Source organism: Nocardioides sp. QY071 (genome assembly GCF_029961765.1).
Lineage (GTDB): Bacteria > Actinomycetota > Actinomycetes > Propionibacteriales > Nocardioidaceae > Nocardioides.
This window is the reverse complement of sequence record NZ_CP124681.1, coordinates 2,017,012-2,034,831: the sequence shown is the minus strand read 5'-3', so window position 1 is coordinate 2,034,831 and position 17,820 is coordinate 2,017,012. Positions and strand designations below refer to the sequence as shown.

The window sequence follows — 17,820 nt, the reverse complement described above, 5'->3', positions numbered from 1 at the left end:
TCAGCCGCGCGTGTTGTGGCGGGTCTTGTCGTTGGTGTGGTTGCGGGTCCAGTCCCGCACCTTCGGCCCGGGCCCGTCGTTGGTCCAGTCCGCCGCGGCCGCGCGGCCGGTCCGGCTGTCGTCCCGGCCGCTGCGGGCACCGGTCCGGGTGCCGTCGCCCTGGGTGTTGGTCACGCCTCCGGCGGTGGTGCCGGTGGCGGTGTTCGTGTGGGTGTTCGTGTGGGTGTCCGCGTTGGTCGGGTCGTCGTCCGGGTCGTCATCGTCGTTGACGAGCACGACGTCGGCGGTGTCCTGCTCCCGCTTGAACGCGACCTTCGTGTCGGCGGCGCCGGCCTGGGCGGGCCAGGCGAGCACGCTGACGGCGACTCCGGCCGCCGTGACACCGCCCAGCGCGCTGACCGCGACCATCAGGGGCTTCTTCATGGGTACCTCCTCGATCGGTGGACGTCGACGTCCCGTCGACACCGCCACCCTCTCGAGCCGGGGTGAGGCACGCATGAGTCACCGGTGAGAGGGTTCTCATGAACAGCCGGCACCCTGGAGTGCAGGCCATGTACGTCGAGCTGGCGCGGATCAGCGCCTGATCTTCGGCGACTTCCCGGAGGCGCCGCTGAGCGTTGTACCGGTCCGTAGTCCGTCGTCGTCCATGCTCTGCCCGGTGACTAGGCCGAACGTCGACAGCGTCGCCCCGACCCGCACCCAGCGCGGGTCGTCGAGGCAGGTGCGCGGCACCGAGAGCCGGATCCCGGTCCTGCCCGCGACGAGCCTGCGCTTCAGGTCGCCGCACCGCACGGTGAGGTCCTTGCTGTTGAAGTCCATCAGCTCGGCGCTGTTCGCCCCCGGCGCCCGCATCCACATCAACGCGAAGTGGTGACCGCGCGTGCGCAGCTCGACGCCGGCGATGAAGGCACCGGTGATCCTGGTCCGGGTCCGGATGTCGATGACCACCTTCGAGCGTCGGTGGTCGACGGCGACTTGCACGATGTCGCCGTTCGCCTGCTCCGGGACCGACTGGACCGACAGCGAGGTGTCCGTCTCGACCAGCTGGGTCACGTCGCCCACCGCGTCGTCGTACGTCCACCGGTCAGCCTGCGCCGGCGCGGCGAGCAGGACCGAACCACCCGAGAGGAGGACGGACAGCAGCAGGGCGGGGACGGCCCGCGACACCGAGATCGACATGGCGCACACCCTCGCACAGATGTTGACGACATGTCGCCAAATCACCGGACCGGTGGGCGCAGAGGGGATCGAACCCCCGACCACCTCGTTGTAAGCGAGGGGCTCTACCGCTGAGCTATACGCCCGGAAGCCGGGCAAGCGTACCGAAGCGCGGTCGCAGGACCGAAACCAGCGCCCCAGCCGGACCGGAGGCAAAAATGAGCTGAACCGCTGGCGTCTCGGGTCACCAGCGGTTCAACGAGTAGAACAGTAGCCGCCGGATCCCGTCCGTCCAACGGATCGAGCCCAAATAGTTGAAAAATGACCCAAATGGACTACGCGAACGGACCGAACTGTCTAGGAGCAGGCTCCTAGACAGCAGCCGCGCGCAGCGCCTCGAGCAGGTCGTCGGCGCTCCGGGCGGCGGGCTTGGGGTTGTGCACCGACCAGGCCAGGCGGCCCGCCTTGTCGATGACGTACGACGACCGCTCGGCGCTGCCACCGCGCTCGTCGAACACGCCGTACGCCCGCGCGACCTCGCCGTGCGGCCAGAAGTCGCTGAGCAGCCCGAAGTTGAGACCGTCGGCGTCGCTGAACGCGCGCAGCGCGTAGACCGGGTCGCAGGAGATCGCGAGCACCTCGGTGTCGAAGGTGAGGAACTCGTCGAGCCGGGTCCGGATGCCGTGCATCTCGCCGCTGCACACCCCGCTGAACGCGAACGGGTAGAAGACGAGCGCGACCGCCTTGACCCCGCGGTACGACGACAAGGTGATGTCCTGCCCGAACTGGTCGCGCAGCGTGAAGTCGGGCGCGAGTCCGCCGATCTCGATGCCCGCGGCGGCGCTGGGCGGTCCGGCCACGTCGGGCCTCACGGGGTGGAGTCCGTCGGCTCGATCGCCGCGAGCTCGCGCTTGAGGACCTTGCCGGTGGCGTTGCGGGGCAGCTCGTCGAGGAAGACGATCTCGCGCGGCACCTTGTAGCGGGCCAGGTTCTGCTTGACCAGGTCCTTGAGCTCGTCGGCCGAGACCGGCTCGGCCTCGGGGACGCGGACCACGAAGGCCCGCAGCCGCTTGCCGAAGTCGGGGTCCTCGACGCCGATGGCGGCGACCTCGGCCACCCGCTCGTGGGCCGCGAGGCAGTCCTCGACCTCCTTCGGGAAGACGTTCTCGCCACCGGAGACGATCATCTCGTCGTCACGACCCTCGACGTAGAGCCGGCCCTCGGCGTCGAAGCGGCCCACGTCGCCCGACGACATCAGGCCGTCGACCATCTCCTTGCCGCCACCGCCGGTGTAGCCCTCGATCTGCAGGGAGTTGCCGACGAAGATCCGGCCCGACTCCCCCTGCGGCAGCTCGCGGCCGTCGGCGTCGAGGATGCGTACGACGGTCTGGTGCGGCAGCCGGCCGGCACAGCCGGGCGCCTCGCGCAGGTCCTTCGGGGAGGCGATCGAGGCCCAGGCGACCTCGGTGGAGCCGTAGATGGAGTACAGGTTGTCGCCGAAGCGGTCCATCCACTGGGTCGGCAGGTCGCCGGGCAGCGCGGAGCCGGAGGACGCGACCGCCTTGAGGTGCGGCAGCGGGTAGCGGTCCAGCGTCTCGGCCGGCAGCGCCAGGATCCGCTGGAGCATCACGGGGATGACCGCGAACGAGTCGCACTCCTCGTCGTGGAGGATCCGCAGCGCGTCCTCGGGGTCGAACCTTCGGGTGAGCACCAGGGTGGTGCCCAGCATCATCGCGAGCTGGTAGTGCGCGAAGCCCCAGGTGTGGAACAGCGGCGCGGCGACGTGGCACTTCCAGCCGCTCTTGAGCGGCATCCGCGACAGCAGCGAGATCGCCGCCGGCAGGCCGCCCTGGGGCCGGGGCGCACCCTTCGGCGTACCCGTCGTGCCCGAGGTGAGGATGATGGTGCGGCCCTTGCTGGCCGGCGGCGTGAGGTCGGCGGTGCGACCGGCGGCGACCCCCGCCGAGATGAGTCCCTCCAGGCTGTCCGGACCCGCGTCGCCGTCGGTCCAGCCGAGCACCCGGTCGGCGATGTCGGCACCGGAGAGCAGGCCGGTGAACTCCTCGTCGTGGACGACGACGCGCGGCTTCTCCCGCGCGATCACGTCGGCCAGCTGCGGGCCGGCGAAGGCGGTGTTGAGGTAGAGCACGTCCGCGCCGAGCTTGCTGACGGCGATGGAGGCCTCGATGAAGCCGCGGTGGTTGCGGCACATGACGGCCACGCCGTCGCCCGCCCTCACCCCGCGGGCGCGCAGCCCGTGGGCCAGCGCGTTGGTGCGCTCCTGCAGCTCACCGAAGGTGAGCGCGCCGCGCTCGTCGATGATCGCGACCTGCTGGGGCATCCGCAGCGCGATGGTCTTGAACCCGCCCGCGGGCGTGGTGCTCCACTGCCGCAGGGCGTTGGCCATGCCGGCGATCACGAGCGGCGAGTAGGGGCGCACGATCCCCGACTCGGTCAGGATCTTGAGGCTGGTTCCGGTGTCCTTGACCCGGCCGGTGACCAGGTGCGCGATCTTCCCCATGCCCCTATTCAAGCCCACGCCGTCAGGCGACGGACTTGGGTGCCACCAGTCGGGTCGCCGCCCAGTCCTTGCTGACCGCGGCGGCGGTCGTCTGCGAGAGGCCGGCGATGGGGGCCGCCTCGGCGATGTCGGCCGCGTCGACCGCGCCCGGGCGCCCGATCTTGGGCGTCAGCAGCCAGATCACGCCACCCCCGACGAGGTCGGTGAGGGCGTCCACCAGGCCGTCGACCAGGTCGCCGTCGTCGTTGCGCCACCACAGCAGGACGGCGTCCACGACGTTGCCGTAGTCACCGTCGACCAGATCGCCGTCGATGGCGTCCTCGATCGCGACGCGCAGCTCGTCGTCGGTGTCGTTGTCCCAGCCGAGCTCCTGGACCACCATCCCCTGCTTGAGGCCCATCCTCTCTGCGGGTCCGGTCGGGCCGGATGAGCTGGTGCCGCCGGTGGCGGTCGAAGTCACGGTGAGTCCTCCAGTGGTTCGGGTACGACGAACGTCCCGCGGGTGCGGGATGAGGAGTAGTCCAGCGGAGTCTGGGGTCGTGGCGCAACCCTCAGGCGCCCAGAACGTCTCCCTCGCAGTACTCACGGGTAGATTTTCTGCCCTTCTGAGAGGTGCAACGATGGGCGACGTGACCTCCGACACGAACACCGGCACCAACTCCGACGGCACCACCCCGGCCGTGCGCGCGGCGTCGACTCCCTCGGTCATCCACGAGGGCCTGCCGACCCAGCTCCCCGACATCGACCCCGACGAGACCCAGGACTGGATCGACTCGTTCAACGCGCTCGTCGACGAGCGCGGCCGGGAGCGGGCCCGCTACGTCATGCTGCGCCTGCTGGAGCGCGCCCGTGAGGCGCAGGTGGGCGTGCCGGCGCTGCGCAGCACCGACTACATCAACACCATCCCGCCGGAGCGCGAGCCGTGGTTCCCCGGCGACGAGGACGTCGAGCGCCGGATCCGGGCGTTCATCCGCTGGAACGCCGCGGTGATGGTGTCCAGCGCCAACCGCAAGGGCCTCGAGGTCGGCGGGCACATCGCCACCTACCAGTCCAGCGCGAGCCTCTACGAGGTCGGCTTCAACCACTTCTTCCGCGGCAAGGACCATCCGGGCGGCGGCGACCAGCTGTTCATCCAGGGCCACGCCTCCCCCGGCATCTACGCCCGCGCCTTCCTCGAGGGCCGCCTCAGCGAGGATCAGCTCTTCCGCTTCCGCCAGGAGGTCCAGCACGGCAAGGGCGCCGGCCTGCCGTCGTACCCCCACCCCCGGCTGATGCCGGACTTCTGGGAGTTCCCGACGGTCTCCATGGGACTGACCGGCATCAACTCGATCTACCAGGCGCGGTTCAACCGCTACCTCGCCAACCGTGGCATCAAGGACACCGGCCAGCAGCACGTCTGGGCGTTCCTCGGCGACGGCGAGATGGCCGAGCCCGAGTCGCTCGGCGCCATCCGGATCGCCGCCCGCGAGGAGCTCGACAACCTCACCTGGGTCATCAACTGCAACCTGCAGCAGCTCGACGGCCCGGTCACCGGCAACGGCAAGATCATCCAGGAGCTCGAGGCCAACTTCCGCGGCGCGGGCTGGAACGTGATCAAGGTGATCTGGGGTCGCGAGTGGGACGCCCTGCTCGCCCGCGACGTCGACGGCGTGCTCGTCAACCAGATGAACTCCACCCCGGACGGTGCCTTCCAGACCTTCTCGGTCGAGTCCGGCGCCTACAACCGCGAGCACTTCTTCGGCCCCGACCCGCGACTGCGCGCCATGGTCGAGCACATGACCGACCGGCAGATCGAGAAGCTGCCGCGCGGCGGCCACGACTACCGCAAGGTGTACGCCGCCTTCGACTCGGCGACCAAGCACGTCGGCCAGCCGACGGTGATCCTCGCCCACACGGTCAAGGGCTGGACGATCGACGCCCTCGAAGGCAAGAACGCCACCCACCAGATGAAGAAGCTCACCCAGGACGACCTCAAGAAGTTCCGCGACCGGCTCTACCTGCCGATCAGCGACCGCGACCTCGAGGCGGCCTACGAGGCCACCGGCGCCGCGCCCTTCTTCCACCCCGGTGCCGACTCGCCGGAGATCGAGTACATGATGGAGCGCCGTCGCCAGCTCGGCGGCTCGATCCCCCGGCGCGTGATCCGCGCCAAGGCCCTGAAGCTCCCCGGCGACGCGATGTACGCGGACCTGAAGAAGGGCGCCGGCAAGCACAAGGTCGCCACCACCATGGCCGCGGTCCGCCTGCTCAAGGACTGGATGAAGGATCCCGAGATCGGCAAGCGCCTGGTGCCCATTGCGCCCGACGAGTACCGCACCTTCGGCATGGACGCGATGTTCCCCTCGGCCAAGGTCTACGACCCGCACGGCCAGCAGTTCGAGTCCGTCGACCGCAACATGCTGCTGTCGTACAAGATGTCGCCGCAGGGTCAGATGCTCCACGAGGGCATCTCCGAGGCCGGCGCGATGGCCTCCGCGATCGCGGCCGGCTCGTCGTACGCGACCCACGGCCAGCCGATGATCCCGTTCTACATCTTCTACTCGATGTTCGGCTTCCAGCGCACCGGCGACTCGATCTGGGCGATGGCCGACCAGCTCGCGCGCGGCTTCCTGATCGGCGCCACCGCCGGCCGCACCACGCTGACCGGCGAGGGCCTGCAGCACGCCGACGGCCACTCCCCGCTGCTCGCGGCGACGAACCCGGCCGTCGTCCACTACGACCCGGCGTTCGGCTACGAGGTCGGACACATCATGCGCTCGGGCATCGAGCGGATGTACGGCGTGAACTCCGCGCACCCGCTCGGGGAGGACGTGATCTTCTACCTGACCGTCTACAACGAGCCGGTCGACCAGCCCGCCGAGCCCGAGGGCCTCGACGTCGCGGGCCTGCTCAAGGGCATGTACAAGGTCACCGACTCCCCCACGTCCGAGGGACCGCAGGTGCGCCTGCTCGCCTCCGGCGTCGGCTTCCCGTGGATCGAGGAGGCCAAGCGCATCCTCGCCGAGGAGTGGGGCGTCCAGGCCGAGACCTGGTCGGTCACCTCCTGGAACGAGCTGGCCCGCGACGGCATCGCCGCCGAGAAGTGGAACCTGCTCCACCCCGACGAGGCCCACCGCACGCCGTACGTCGCCGAGGCGCTCGGCGCCGGCGCGAACGCCGACGCCCCGGTCGTCGCGGTCTCCGACTACATGACCGCGGTCCCGCTGCAGATCGCGCAGTGGGTGCCCGCCGACTACCACGTGCTCGGCGCCGACGGCTTCGGCTTCGCCGACACCCGCCCGGCCGCCCGCCGGTTCTTCCAGGTCGACGCCCCGTCCGTCGTCGTGCAGGCGCTCGCGGCGCTCGCCGACGCCGGCGAGATCGACCCCGGCCGGGTCAAGGAGGCCGTCGAGCGCTACCGGATCGACGACCCGACCGCTGTCGCCGGTGTTCTGCAGGAGGGCGGCGACGCCTGACGCCCGACCGGGACGAGCGAACGCCGAGGGGCGGTCACAGCCAGCCGGCTGCGACCGCCCCTCGCGTCGTCACCAGCAACACCGCCAAGAACGCGACGTTGACGAGCGTGAAGACCCGCAGGAACGTGCGGGTCTCCCCCGGACGCGCCGTGGCGTGCTGGCGCAGGGTGATCAGGCTGGCCAGGGACGCGACGATCGTGCCGACGCCGCCGACGTTGACCCCCACCAGCAGCTGCGCGTGCTCGGTCGTGAAGGGCGCCGCGAGCACCGCCGTCGGCACGTTCGACAGGATCTGGCTGGCGAGCGCACTGACGAGCAGCGGGTCGAGCGCGAGCACGTCGCGCAACGCCTCGGCGACGCTCGGCACCCGGGCCAGGCCCTCGGCGATCGCGAAGAAGCCGGCCAGTACGACGAGGAGCAGCCAGTCGACCTTCAGCAGCGCGGAGCGGTCGGCGACGAGCAGCACCAGCACGACGACCAACCCCGCCCACACCGGCACCGCACGGACGACGATCGCGACGGTGACGGCGAACAGCGCGAGGTAGAGCAGCGTGCGGCCTAGCACGACGCGGTGGGGGAAGACGACCGGCTCGTGCGGCGTCCGCCGTACCTTCAGGCAGACGAGCACGATGAGCACCACCGACGCGACGAACGGCAGCACCATGATCCGCCAGAAGTCCCCGAGCCCGAGCCCGTAGAACTGGTACAGGTAGAGGTTCTGGGGGCTGCCGAAGGGCGTGATCATCCCGCCCAGGTTGGCGGCGACCGTCTCCATCACGAAGACGAAGGTCACCAGGTCGTCGTTGCCCGTCGCCCGCAGCGTCACCAGGGTGAGCGGCAGCAGGGTGAGCAGCGCCATGTCGTTGGTGATCAGCATCGACGCGACCAGCGTGAGGCCGACCAGGCCCAGGACCAGGGAGCGGCGGGTGCGCAGCAGCGCGATGATCGTCTCGGCGACCGCGCCGAAGAAGTGGACGCCGTCGAGGGCCCGTACGACGGCGAGCAGGCAGAAGACGCTGGTCAAGGTCGTCAGCACCGACGACCGCCAGCCGCGAGCTCAGGCAGAGGTGACCGCCTCGTCGCGCGCCTGTGCCACGGCGACCGCGGCAAGCGGCCCGAGGGGCGCGGTCGCGCCGGCCTTGAGCATCCGCCGGAACCGCGCCCGGTTGTAGGACGCCGGCTCGGTCGTGGAGATGAAGTCGTCGAGCAGCCGGACGAACTCCTCGGGGTGGTCCTTGTGCGGGAAGTGACCGGCGTCCGCGAGCACGTCCACCCGTACGTCGGGCGCCAGCGCCCGGGCGTTCTCGGCATGGGTGGCCGGGATGACCTGGTCCTCGCGGCCCCACAGCACGGCCATCGGCATCGCCTCGCTGAGGTACGCACGGTCGGACATGGTCACGATCTGGCCGCGCCAGTCGATCACCGCGCGGACCAGGTGACGGATCGCGAACCGGGTACGCCGGTCCTTCCACGACTCGACGATGTCGGCGACCTCGTCGAGGTCGCGGGTGTACCTGCGCAACGGTCCGAACGTGAGCCGCCCGGACGCCGTACGCAGGGCGAAGGTCTCGACCTGCCGGATGCCGGGCAGGGTCAGCAGCCCGACGGCGCGGAACCAGCCCGGCACCTGGATCAGCCGGATCATCGGCGACACCTCGGGCCCGAGACCGCCGGTCGACACGAGCATCACCCGCTGGGTGCGCTCGGGGAACTGGTAGGCGAACTGCATCGCGACGCCGCCGCCGAAGCTGTGGCCGACCACGGTGACCTTGTCGATGCCGAGGACGGTGAGCAGGTCGCGCATCCCGTTGGCGTACCCACCGAGCGTGTAGTCGGCGCGCGGCTTGTCCGACAGGCCGTGCCCGAGCAGGTCGGGCGCGATCACGGTGTACCGCTCGGCGAGGTCGTCGATCACGTGCGCCCACGTGGTGTGGTCGCACGCGAGACCGTGCAGCAGCAACAGCGCCGGGCCGGAGCCCTTCTTGACGTACGCGCGGCGCTTGCCGTGCAGCATGACGTACTCGACCCCGTGCCGGACGTCGTTCCCCACCGACATCGCTGCGCCCCCTCCGCGCTCGGCTAGCAAATGCTCACTCCTGCTAGCAATGGTGCACGATTCAACCACGCGAGCCCGGCGCCCGACACCCCCGCCTCCGCATCGCGGGCGAGGCCTTGACCCCTAGGCTTTGACCATGTCCCCCACCGGTTCGGCGCAGCGGGCCGAGGCCACCCGGCAGCTGCGCGCCGCGACCGGCTCGCTGAGCACGGCGGCGACCGCCCGGATGGACTCCGACCTGCCGTGGTTCCGCGACCTGAGCGCCGAGGAGCGCTCCTACGTCGCGATGATCGTCCAGGCCGGCGTGAAGGGCTTCGTCGACTGGTTCGCCGACGCCGGCGCCTCCGACCCGCAGGACCACGCGCTGGTCGGCCAGGTCTTCGGCGCGGCGCCCCGCGCGATGGCCGGCACGGTCGACCTGCACCAGACCGTCGACCTGATCAAGCTCACCATCGACGAGGTCGAGGCCAACATCGAGCGCCTCCTGGACCCCGAGGTGCTGCCCGACGTGCACGCCGCCGTGCTGCGCTACGGCCGCGAGGTCGCCTTCGCCACCGCCGAGGTCTACGCCCGCGCGGCCGAGGTCCGCGGCCGCTGGGACGCCCGGCTCGAGGCGCTCGCCGTCGACGCCGTCCTGCGTGCCGAGACCGACGAGGCCGTGCTCTCGCGGGCCAGCGCCGTCGGCTGGTCCTCCCGCGGCGAGGTCGCGGTGGTGGTCGGCACCGCCCCGCCCGAGGCCGACGCCGCCGGCCAGACCGGCGTCTTCGACGACGTACGACGCGCCGCCCGCGAGGGCGGCCTCGATGCCTTGAGCGCGGTCCAGGGCCATCTGCTCGTCGTCATCCTCGGCGGCGTCGACCAGCTCGAGAAGGACGCCAGCACCGTGGTCCACCTGTTCGGCGAGGGCGCCGTCGTGGTCGGCCCGACCGCGACCGACCTGGCCCACGCCCACGTCTCGGCCCGGGTCGCCCTCGACGCCCTGCGCGCCGCCGTCGGCTGGCCCGACGCCCCGCGCCCGGTCTCGGCCCACGACCTGCTCCCCGAGCGGATCCTCGCCGGCGACGACCTCGCCCGCTGGGAGGCGATCGACGACCTCTACCGCCCGCTCGCGGAGTCCCGCGGTGAGCTGGTCGAGACCCTCGTCGCCTACTTCGCCAACGGTGCCGGCATCGAGGCCACCGCCCGCACCCTGTTCGTCCACGCCAACACCGTGCGCTACCGGCTCGGCCAGATCGGCGACCTCACCGGCCTCACCCCCTCGGTCCCCCGCGACGCGCTCACCCTGCAGCTGGCGCTCGTGCTGGGCCGCCAGTCGACCTGACCCCGAGGACGCCCCAGGCGGATCGGCGTCCTTGTAGGACTCCCACAAGGACGCGGCGCCAAGTTCGTGGACGGTGCAGGCGCGGTCGTCAGGCCCCGGACGGCAGTCTGGATCCGTGCTCGTGATCGTGGCCCCCGGACAAGGCGCACAGACGCCAGGATTCCTCTCGCCCTGGCTGGAGGATGACGCCGTCGCCGCCTACGTCGACTGGCTCTCCGCGGTCGCCGGGCTCGACCTGGGCCACTACGGGACCGAGGCCGACGAGGACACCATCCGCGACACCAAGATCGCGCAGCCGCTGCTGGTCGCCGCCGGCCTGGTCGCCGCACGCCGGCTCGGTGTCACCCCGGAGGCCGTGACCGGCCACAGCGTCGGCGAGATCACCGCGGCCGTGGGCGCCGGTGTGCTCACCGCCGAGCAGGCCATGGTCCTGGTCCGTGAGCGCGGCAACGCGATGGCCGATGCCGCCGCCGTCACCCCGACCGGCATGACCGCCGTCCTCGGCGGCGACCGTGACGAGGTGCTGGCCGCCATCGCCGCGCAGGGCCTCACCGCCGCCAACGACAACGGCCCCGGCCAGATCGTGGCCGCCGGTACGACCGAGCAGCTGGCGGCATTCGCCGAGAACGGCCCCAAGGGCGGCCGCCTGCGCCCGCTCTCGGTCGCGGGCGCGTTCCACTCCCCCCACATGGCGCCGGCCGTCGACCACGTCACCGGGCTGGCCCGGGCCGTCACCGCCGCCGACGCACACACGCCCTTCATCACCAACTCCGACGGCACCACGCTCACCGACGGCCGAGAGGTGCTGGAGCGGATCGTCGGCCAGATCGCCCGTCCGGTCCGCTGGGACCTGTGCCTGGCCCGGATGGCCGACCTCGGCGTGACCGGCATCCTCGAGCTTCCGCCCGCCGGTACCCTCACCGGTATCGCCAAGCGCTACTTCCGGGGCGGCGAGCAGGAGGTCGAGACCTTCGGGCTCACCGGCCCGGAGCAGCTCGACGAGGCCCGGGCGTTCTGCGAGCGGCACGCCCTCCAGACCCAGGTGGTGCCGGCATGACGACGCTGCGGACCGAGACCGGACCGTCGTACGCCGCCGTGCTCGGCGTCGGCGCCTACCGTCCGTCGCGCGTGGTCCCGAACTCCGAGGTCGTCGACGCGATCGACTCGAGCGACGAGTGGATCCAGCAGCGCTCCGGCATCAGGACCCGCCGTTTCGCCTCCGAGGACGAGACCATCGTCTCGATGAGTGTCGCGGCCGCACAGCAGGCCCTCGACGCCGCCGGGGTCGACGCCCGCCAGGTCGACTGCGTCATCGTCGCGACCGTCAGCCACCTGCTGCAGACCCCGTCGGCGGCCACCATGATCGCCCACCAGCTCGGCACCGAGCAGCCGGCGGCCTTCGACATCTCGGCCGCCTGCGCCGGCTTCTGCCACGGCGTCGCGCTGGCCAACGACATGGTCCGCGGCGGCTCCGCCGGCTACGCGCTGGTCATCGGCGTCGAGCGGCTCTCCGACATCACCGACCCCACCGATCGCGGCACCGCGTTCATCTTCGCCGACGGCGCGGGTGCGGTCCTGGTGGGCCCGTCCGAGACCCCCGGCATCGGCCCGGTCGTCTGGGGCTCCGACGGTGAGCACTACGACCACATCCGCACGCCCGACTGGCGCGACATCCTCGCCTCCGGCGAGAAGAAGATGCCGTGCCTGTCGATGAAGGGCAACGAGGTCTTCCGCTGGGCCTCGTACGGGATGGCCAAGGTCGCCCAGCAGGCGCTCGACCGTGCCGGCATCACCGCCGACGAGCTCGACTGCTTCGTGCCCCACCAGGCCAACAACCGGATCACCGACGCGATGGCACGCTCGCTCAAGCTGCCGGACTCGGTCAAGATCGCCCGCGACATCATCGACGCCGGCAACACCTCGGCCGCCTCGGTCCCGATGGCCCTGCGCCGGATGATCGACGACGGCGACGCGAAGAGCGGCGACACCGCGCTCCTCATCGCCTTCGGCGCCGGCCTGGCGTACGCCGCCCAGGTCGTCGTCGTTCCCTGACGGGTCGCCCCGCGGCCCGCCCACGGATTGCACCACCCTGCACCACCCATCAACCACGGGAGAACAAGAAAATGAGCACCGAAGAGATCCGCGCCGCCCTCGCCGAGATCGTCAACGAGGTCGCCGGTATCCCGGCCGACAGCGTGCAGCTGGACAAGTCGTTCAGCGACGACCTGGACGTCGACTCGCTCTCCATGGTCGAGGTCGTCGTCGAGGCCGAGGAGAAGTTCGGCGTCACCATCCCCGACGACGAGGTCAAGAACCTCAAGACCGTCGGCGACGCCGTCGCCTACATCGAGCGCAACCGCGCCGCCTGATCCCCACCTGACTCACCAAGGAGACCGACAGCCATGTCCCGCACTCGTGTCGTCGTGACCGGCCTGGGCACCACCAGCCCGCTCGGCGGCGATGTCGCCAGCACCTGGGAGGGCCTGCTCGCCGGTCGCTCGGGGATCCGTCCCCTCGGCGACATGGCTGACGGTCTCCCCGTGAAGATCGGTGGTACGGCGGCCGTCGAGCCCACCGATGTCCTCGACCGCGTCGTCGCCCGGCGTCTGGACCGCTCCTCGCAGTTCGCCCTCGTGGCGGCACTCGAGGCCTGGGCCGACTCCGGGCTCGACGCCGTCCAGGAGGCCGGCGACCTCGACGGCGACCGCTTCGGCGTCGCCTTCGCCTCCGGCATCGGCGGCGTGCAGACGCTGCTGTCCAACCACGAGGTCCTGCTCGAGAAGGGTCCGCGGCGGGTCTCCCCGATCGCCGTCCCGATGCTGATGGCCAACGCCCCGGCCGCGACCATCAGCCTCAAGCTGGGCGCCCGCGGCCCGGTCAACACCCCTGTCTCGGCCTGCGCGTCGGGCAACGAGGCGGTCTCCCTGGCCGCCGACCAGATCCGGCTCGGCCGGGTCGACGTCGCGATCGCCGGCGGCACGGAGGCGGCCATCCACCCGCTGCCCATCGCCGCGTTCGCCAACATGATGGCCCTGTCGAAGAACGACGGCGACCCGACCACGGTCTCCCGTCCCTTCGACGTGGCCCGTGACGGCTTCGTGCTCGGTGAGGGCGCCGGCGCCCTCGTCCTCGAGTCGCTCGAGCACGCCCAGGCCCGCGGCGCCCGGATCTACGCCGAGGTGCTCGGCACCGGCATCACCGCCGACGCCCACGACATCGCCCAGCCCGACCCGGAGGGTCGTGGCGGCACCCGTGCTCTGCGCGCCGCCGTCAAGGACGCCGGCGTCGCCGCCGGCGACATCGTGCACGTCAACGCGCACGCCACCTCGACCCCGCAGGGCGACGTCGCCGAGTCCCTCATGCTGCACGCCGTGCTCGGCTCGGCCGCCAGCGACCTGGTCGTCTCGGCCACGAAGTCGATGACCGGCCATCTGCTCGGCGGTGCCGGCGCGCTCGAGGCGGTCGCGACCGTGCTCGCGATCCACCACCGCACCGCGCCGCCGACCATCAACCTCGACGAGCAGGACGAGCGCGTCGAGCTCGACGTCGCGACCAAGCCCCGGGACCTCCCGATCGGCGACATCGCGGCGATCAACAACTCCTTCGGCTTCGGCGGCGCCAACGTGGCCGTCGTCTTCGGGTCGCTCGGCTGACCCTCCCCCGGACCGGGGTCGCTGGAACCCTCCCATCCGGCGGCCCCGACTGCAGATTGCTCCCAGACGAAAGGCGCCCCGGCTCGAGCTGAGCCGGGGCGTCTTTCGTCGTGTCGTGGGGGCGGGGGGTCAGACCACCTGGTGCAGCCAGCGCACGGGCGCGCCTTCACCGGCATGCCGGAAGGTCTCCAGCTCGTCGTCCCAGGGCTTGCCGAGGAGCTTGTCGATCTCGTTCTCGAGGGTGACCTCACCGAGCGCGGCGCGGACCACGGAGGCCTTGAGCCGGTCCTCCGGGATCATGATGTCGCCGTGCAGGCCCATCACGGCGTGGAAGACGCCGAGGTCGGGCGTGTAGGAGAACCGGGCGCCCTCGGTCGAGGACGTCGGCTCCTCGGTCACCTCGAAGCGCAGGTGGTTCCACCCGCGCAGCGCGGAGGCCATCTCGGCGGCGGCACCGACCTTGCCGGTCCACGAGAACTCGGCCCGGTAGGTCCCCGACTGCGCCGGCTGCGGCGTCCAGTCCGGGTTGACGGGTACGCCGAGGACACCGCCCACGGCCCACTCGATGTGCGGGCACAGCGCGGACGGCGCGGAGTGGACGTAGAACACGCCCCTGGTCGCACTCATGCTTCCGGTCACCACGAACCCTCGCTTCCTCTACCTCCGGCGCGAGATACGCCTTCCCCAGCGGTCTCAACGGAGATGTCGGATGTGCGAACGCGTGCGGACACCGTTTTGCGGAGTGACACCTGTGATGTTGTGTTCCCATTGTGGCCCATGGGGCGGCGCGACACCAGCGCAACCGCCGCGTGTCTGGGTCACACCCTGCCGCAATCAGGCGCCGAGCGCGAGCAGCTCGTCCATCACCTGCACGGCGATGCCCAGGCCGCCGAGGTGGCTCTCGCCGTCGATGGTCGTCATCGTCGCGTCCGGGAGCCGGTCGACGCAGTGCCGCCCGTGCCGGAACGGCACGATGTGGTCGTCGTCGCCGTGCCACCAGCGCACCGGCACCTTCACGTCGGCGAGCCGGAACCCCCAGTCCCGCGTGAAGAGCAGCAGGTCGGCCAGCGGCGCCGAGGTCTGGAACCGGCTGCCGTTGAGCAGGTCGTCGAGGAACATCGCCTTGAACTCCGGCCGGCCCAGCAGGTTCTTGTCCCCCGGCGGCTGCACCGCGGCGTAGAGGTCGAGTGCGGGGCCGGCGAGCGGCTTCACCGTCCGGATCGCACCGGTCAGCGCGACCCCGAGCGGCACCCGGGTCGCGGCCAGCAGCGGCGCCGCGTGCACCGCGAGCTGGATGATGCCGCCCTCGGCCGCGTCGGGGCCTCGGGTCGGCGCCACGCCGCCGAGGACGCCCACGCCAGGCACGCGATCGGGCAGCGCCGCACCAGCGGCCAGGGCATAGGGCCCACCGCCGGACAGGCCGATCACCCGGGCGCTGTCGATGGCCAGGGCGTCGAGCAGCAACCTCAGGTCCCCCGTCCAGTCGTGCACGTTCTCGTACAGGTGCGGGGTCGAGGACCCGATCCCCGGCCGGTCGATCCCGATGATCCGCGCACCCACCTCGTCGGCGTACGCGCGGGCGTCGACCGGGATCTGCCGACGCGCTCCAGGGGTGCCGTGCATCCACACGATCGCCGGACCGCGGCGCGACCCGTACTCGGCGAAGCTGAGCCGTCGCCCGTCGCGGACGGCGACGTTGCCCTCCAACGTCGGGCGCTTCGGCTGCTCGGGCATCCGGGGAGCGGGGAACGTCATGCGCAGGAGTGTGGCAGGTGCGACGCGCGGGGATGCCGGTGTCCTACGCTTCGGCCATGACCGACGGAGGAACCGCTCCCAGCACCGCGCCCAAGCCGGGACGCCGGCGCGCGGAGCGTCCGGCCCGCGGGCGCGACCCGGAGCTCGACACCTCCCGGGTGCCCCGTCCCTCGCTCCAGTCCCGGGGCTGGCGGATCGCCGCCCTCGCGGTCGCGCTCGTCCTCGCCGTGGCCTGGCTGGTCTGGTACGCCATGACCCCCGAAGACCTCCCGACGTCGAAGAAGGTCGTCAACGCCAACGGCGTCGCCGGCACCCCCCTGTACGTCGGCATGTTCGCCGCGCCCGCCGACCTCGGCCGGACCCTGCGGATCTCCGGGGTCCGGGTGCACACCACGAGCGACGTGAAGCTCAAGGTCACGCCGATGCTGTGCCGCCGCGGGACGATCGGCGTGACGACCCAGCCCGGCCAGTTCTGTGCCGACCTCGTCGACCCCGAGGGCGAGCGCCTCGTCGGCGGCGACTCGATCGTCGTCCGCATCGAGGCCGCGGAGGCGGCCCTGGCCGTCATCGACCGGGTGCGGATCGCCTACCGCGAGGACATCCGTTGGGACACGCAGCCGGCCGGCAACCAGCAGGCGATCGTCACGATCGCCGGCCGGCCCTGATCAGCCCCGGTCGATCTTCTTCTCGAGCGCCTCGGCCCGCTCGGCCGCGTCGGTGATCTCGTCGGCGTCGATCGCGTTGGTCTTGTGGAACCAGGTCAGCGCGTCGTTGAGGCGGCCGGCCTCCTCCAGGGTGTCGGCGTACGCGTAGCGCAGCCGGACGACCCACGACTCGCGGGTCTTGGTGTTGAGCGGCGACACCTCGAGGGTGCGCAGCGCAGCATCCACCTGCCCGAGGTCACGGCGGGCGCCGGCCTCGACCAGCGTCATCTCGGCCTTGGCCGCCGGCACGAACTTCACCACCGAAGGGCTCTTCGCGAGCTCGAGGGCCCGGGTCGGGTTCCCAAGCGCGCGGTGGCAGTCGGCCATGATCGGCAGGTACGCCGTCGCGCCGTTCATCCGCTTCGCCGCACGCAGCTCGGAGAGCGCCTCGGCGTAGTGACCCGCGGCGTAGGCGGCCTCGCCCACGGCCTCGCGCACGGAGGCGATGCGTGGCGCCCGCGCCTTCGCGGCCAGGGTGTGCTGGTAGGCGGTCTCCGGGTCGTCGTCGACCAGCTGGCCGGCAGCCGCCAGGTGTCGCGCCACGCGCGCGGCCAGCTTCTCGGGAAGGCCCTTGAGGTGCGCCCGCACGGAGGCGCTGAGCTCGGACCCGGTCACGTCCTCGGGTAGCGGCGGACCGTCGTAGACCGCCTGCTTCTCGGTGCGCTCCGCCGGGTCCATCCGCGGCCGACGCTCGCCGTCGGTGCGCGGAGCACCACGGCGCTCCCCCGACGGCTTCCCGCCGCGACCGGCAGGCTTGCGGTCGTCGAAGCGTCGGTCGCCACTGGGCTTCCGGTCGCCCGTCGGCTTGCGATCTCCACTCGGCTTGCGGTCGTAGGGCTTACGGTCCTCACCGCTGCGGGAGCTCGCACCCTTGCGGGGAGCTCCGCCCTGCCGAGGCCCGCCCTTGCGGGGGGCACCCGCGCCGTCACGACGGCCACGCTGGTCTGCCACGTCAGTCTCCTGGGACTACTCGAGATCGCTATTGAGGAATCTAGGTCCAAAACAGAGTAGGGGCCACCCGTGACGGGTGGCCCCTACCTGAATGTTTGTCCGGCGGCGTCCTACTCTCCCACATCCTCTCGGTTGCAGTACCATCGGCGCTGGCAGGCTTAACTTCCGGGTTCGGGATGGGACCGGGTGTTTCCCTGCCGCTATGGCCGCCGTAACTCTATGAACCCCTGTCTACGACATGTATGT

Annotated in this window: 17 protein-coding genes, 1 tRNA gene and 1 rRNA gene; 7 read left to right on the top strand and 12 right to left on the bottom strand. The window is 71.3% G+C overall.

What is annotated here, in order from left to right:
- The 6 genes from QI633_RS09770 to QI633_RS09745 form a co-directional block, all read right to left on the bottom strand.
- Positions 1–423, bottom strand: a complete 423-nt coding sequence (locus QI633_RS09770) for a hypothetical protein (RefSeq protein ID WP_282428830.1) — start codon at positions 421–423, stop codon at positions 1–3.
- 150 nt (positions 424–573) lie between these two features.
- Positions 574–1,179 carry a hypothetical protein gene (locus QI633_RS09765; protein WP_141799355.1) on the bottom strand — a complete coding sequence of 202 codons (606 nt, stop codon included), beginning with the start codon at positions 1,177–1,179 and terminating at the stop codon, positions 574–576.
- Between the two features lie 53 nt (positions 1,180–1,232).
- Positions 1,233–1,304, bottom strand: a tRNA-Val gene (locus tag QI633_RS09760).
- A gap of 225 nt (positions 1,305–1,529) precedes the next feature.
- Positions 1,530–2,030, bottom strand: a complete 501-nt coding sequence (locus QI633_RS09755; RefSeq protein ID WP_260806075.1) for a peroxiredoxin — start codon at positions 2,028–2,030, stop codon at positions 1,530–1,532.
- Positions 2,027–3,679 carry an AMP-binding protein gene (locus tag QI633_RS09750; RefSeq protein ID WP_141799356.1) on the bottom strand — a complete coding sequence of 551 codons (1,653 nt, stop codon included), beginning with the start codon at positions 3,677–3,679 and terminating at the stop codon, positions 2,027–2,029. The genes QI633_RS09755 and QI633_RS09750 overlap by 4 nt, the downstream gene beginning before the upstream one ends.
- A 22-nt stretch (positions 3,680–3,701) precedes the next feature.
- The gene (locus tag QI633_RS09745) at positions 3,702–4,079 is read right to left on the bottom strand and encodes a DUF3052 domain-containing protein (protein ID WP_141801133.1); all 378 of its coding nucleotides are present in this window, start codon (positions 4,077–4,079) and stop codon (positions 3,702–3,704) included.
- Positions 4,080–4,359: 280 nt separating this feature from the next.
- Between QI633_RS09745 and aceE the strand changes: the two genes are divergently transcribed.
- Entirely contained in the window at positions 4,360–7,134 is a 2,775-nt protein-coding gene (gene aceE, locus QI633_RS09740) for a pyruvate dehydrogenase (acetyl-transferring), homodimeric type (RefSeq protein ID WP_260806590.1), read from the top strand.
- A gap of 34 nt (positions 7,135–7,168) precedes the next feature.
- Here aceE and QI633_RS09735 read toward each other — a convergent pair whose 3' ends face one another.
- Together QI633_RS09735 and QI633_RS09730 are read right to left on the bottom strand one after the other, a co-directional pair.
- The gene (locus QI633_RS09735; RefSeq protein WP_282428829.1) at positions 7,169–8,170 is read right to left on the bottom strand and encodes an SLC13 family permease; all 1,002 of its coding nucleotides are present in this window, start codon (positions 8,168–8,170) and stop codon (positions 7,169–7,171) included.
- Between the two features lie 21 nt (positions 8,171–8,191).
- Positions 8,192–9,190: an alpha/beta fold hydrolase gene (locus QI633_RS09730; RefSeq protein WP_282428828.1), complete on the bottom strand. Its 999-nt coding sequence runs from the start codon at positions 9,188–9,190 to the stop codon at positions 8,192–8,194.
- 136 nt (positions 9,191–9,326) lie between these two features.
- On the opposite strand from QI633_RS09730, the gene QI633_RS09725 reads away from it, so the two are divergent.
- The 5 genes from QI633_RS09725 to QI633_RS09705 all read left to right on the top strand — a co-directional run bounded on the left by QI633_RS09725 (position 9,327) and on the right by QI633_RS09705 (position 14,164).
- Positions 9,327–10,511 (top strand): helix-turn-helix domain-containing protein, encoded by a 1,185-nt coding sequence (locus QI633_RS09725; RefSeq protein WP_141799360.1) that lies wholly within the window; start codon positions 9,327–9,329, stop codon positions 10,509–10,511.
- Positions 10,512–10,626: 115 nt separating this feature from the next.
- Entirely contained in the window at positions 10,627–11,568 is a 942-nt protein-coding gene (locus QI633_RS09720) for an ACP S-malonyltransferase (RefSeq protein WP_282428827.1), read from the top strand.
- On the top strand, positions 11,565–12,563 hold the full coding sequence (locus tag QI633_RS09715; RefSeq protein WP_141799362.1) for a beta-ketoacyl-ACP synthase III: 999 nt from the start codon (positions 11,565–11,567) through the stop codon (positions 12,561–12,563). The genes QI633_RS09720 and QI633_RS09715 overlap by 4 nt, the downstream gene beginning before the upstream one ends.
- 71 nt (positions 12,564–12,634) lie before the next feature.
- A complete protein-coding gene (locus QI633_RS09710) occupies positions 12,635–12,880 on the top strand; it encodes an acyl carrier protein (RefSeq protein ID WP_141799363.1) in 246 nt (81 codons plus the stop codon).
- Positions 12,881–12,913: 33 nt separating this feature from the next.
- Positions 12,914–14,164 carry a beta-ketoacyl-[acyl-carrier-protein] synthase II gene (locus QI633_RS09705; protein ID WP_141799364.1) on the top strand — a complete coding sequence of 417 codons (1,251 nt, stop codon included), beginning with the start codon at positions 12,914–12,916 and terminating at the stop codon, positions 14,162–14,164.
- Positions 14,165–14,293: 129 nt separating this feature from the next.
- Here the strand turns inward: QI633_RS09705 and QI633_RS09700 are convergent, their stop codons facing one another.
- Positions 14,294–14,791 carry a DUF3145 domain-containing protein gene (locus tag QI633_RS09700; protein WP_141799365.1) on the bottom strand — a complete coding sequence of 166 codons (498 nt, stop codon included), beginning with the start codon at positions 14,789–14,791 and terminating at the stop codon, positions 14,294–14,296.
- 207 nt (positions 14,792–14,998) lie between these two features.
- A complete protein-coding gene (locus QI633_RS09695; protein ID WP_282428826.1) occupies positions 14,999–15,919 on the bottom strand; it encodes an alpha/beta hydrolase in 921 nt (306 codons plus the stop codon).
- A 56-nt stretch (positions 15,920–15,975) separates the two neighbouring features.
- Here QI633_RS09695 and QI633_RS09690 point away from each other — a divergent pair, with 56 nt between their 5' ends.
- Positions 15,976–16,584 (top strand): hypothetical protein, encoded by a 609-nt coding sequence (locus tag QI633_RS09690; RefSeq protein WP_141799366.1) that lies wholly within the window; start codon positions 15,976–15,978, stop codon positions 16,582–16,584.
- Here the strand turns inward: QI633_RS09690 and QI633_RS09685 are convergent, their stop codons facing one another.
- Both QI633_RS09685 and rrf read right to left on the bottom strand, forming a co-directional pair.
- Positions 16,585–17,574, bottom strand: coding sequence for a tetratricopeptide repeat protein (locus QI633_RS09685; protein WP_141799367.1), 990 nt, complete (start codon positions 17,572–17,574; stop codon positions 16,585–16,587).
- Positions 17,575–17,671: 97 nt separating this feature from the next.
- A 5S ribosomal RNA gene (rrf, locus tag QI633_RS09680) occupies positions 17,672–17,788 on the bottom strand.
- Between the last annotated feature and the right edge of the window lie 32 nt (positions 17,789–17,820).

Excerpts from the sequence above, each read along its gene's own strand:
- QI633_RS09770 (WP_282428830.1), bottom strand. The coding sequence starts at position 423 with ATGAAGAAGCCCCTGATGGTCGCGGTCAGCGCGCTGGGCGGTGTCACG.
- QI633_RS09765 (WP_141799355.1), bottom strand. The coding sequence starts at position 1,179 with ATGTCGATCTCGGTGTCGCGGGCCGTCCCCGCCCTGCTGCTGTCCGTC.
- QI633_RS09750 (WP_141799356.1), bottom strand. The coding sequence starts at position 3,679 with ATGGGGAAGATCGCGCACCTGGTCACCGGCCGGGTCAAGGACACCGGA.
- QI633_RS09745 (WP_141801133.1), bottom strand. The coding sequence starts at position 4,079 with ATGGGCCTCAAGCAGGGGATGGTGGTCCAGGAGCTCGGCTGGGACAAC.
- QI633_RS09730 (WP_282428828.1), bottom strand. The coding sequence starts at position 9,190 with ATGTCGGTGGGGAACGACGTCCGGCACGGGGTCGAGTACGTCATGCTG.
- QI633_RS09725 (WP_141799360.1), top strand. The coding sequence starts at position 9,327 with ATGTCCCCCACCGGTTCGGCGCAGCGGGCCGAGGCCACCCGGCAGCTG.
- QI633_RS09715 (WP_141799362.1), top strand. The coding sequence starts at position 11,565 with ATGACGACGCTGCGGACCGAGACCGGACCGTCGTACGCCGCCGTGCTC.
- QI633_RS09710 (WP_141799363.1), top strand. The coding sequence starts at position 12,635 with ATGAGCACCGAAGAGATCCGCGCCGCCCTCGCCGAGATCGTCAACGAG.
- QI633_RS09705 (WP_141799364.1), top strand. The coding sequence starts at position 12,914 with ATGTCCCGCACTCGTGTCGTCGTGACCGGCCTGGGCACCACCAGCCCG.
- QI633_RS09700 (WP_141799365.1), bottom strand. The coding sequence starts at position 14,791 with ATGAGTGCGACCAGGGGCGTGTTCTACGTCCACTCCGCGCCGTCCGCG.
- QI633_RS09695 (WP_282428826.1), bottom strand. The coding sequence starts at position 15,919 with ATGACGTTCCCCGCTCCCCGGATGCCCGAGCAGCCGAAGCGCCCGACG.
- QI633_RS09690 (WP_141799366.1), top strand. The coding sequence starts at position 15,976 with ATGACCGACGGAGGAACCGCTCCCAGCACCGCGCCCAAGCCGGGACGC.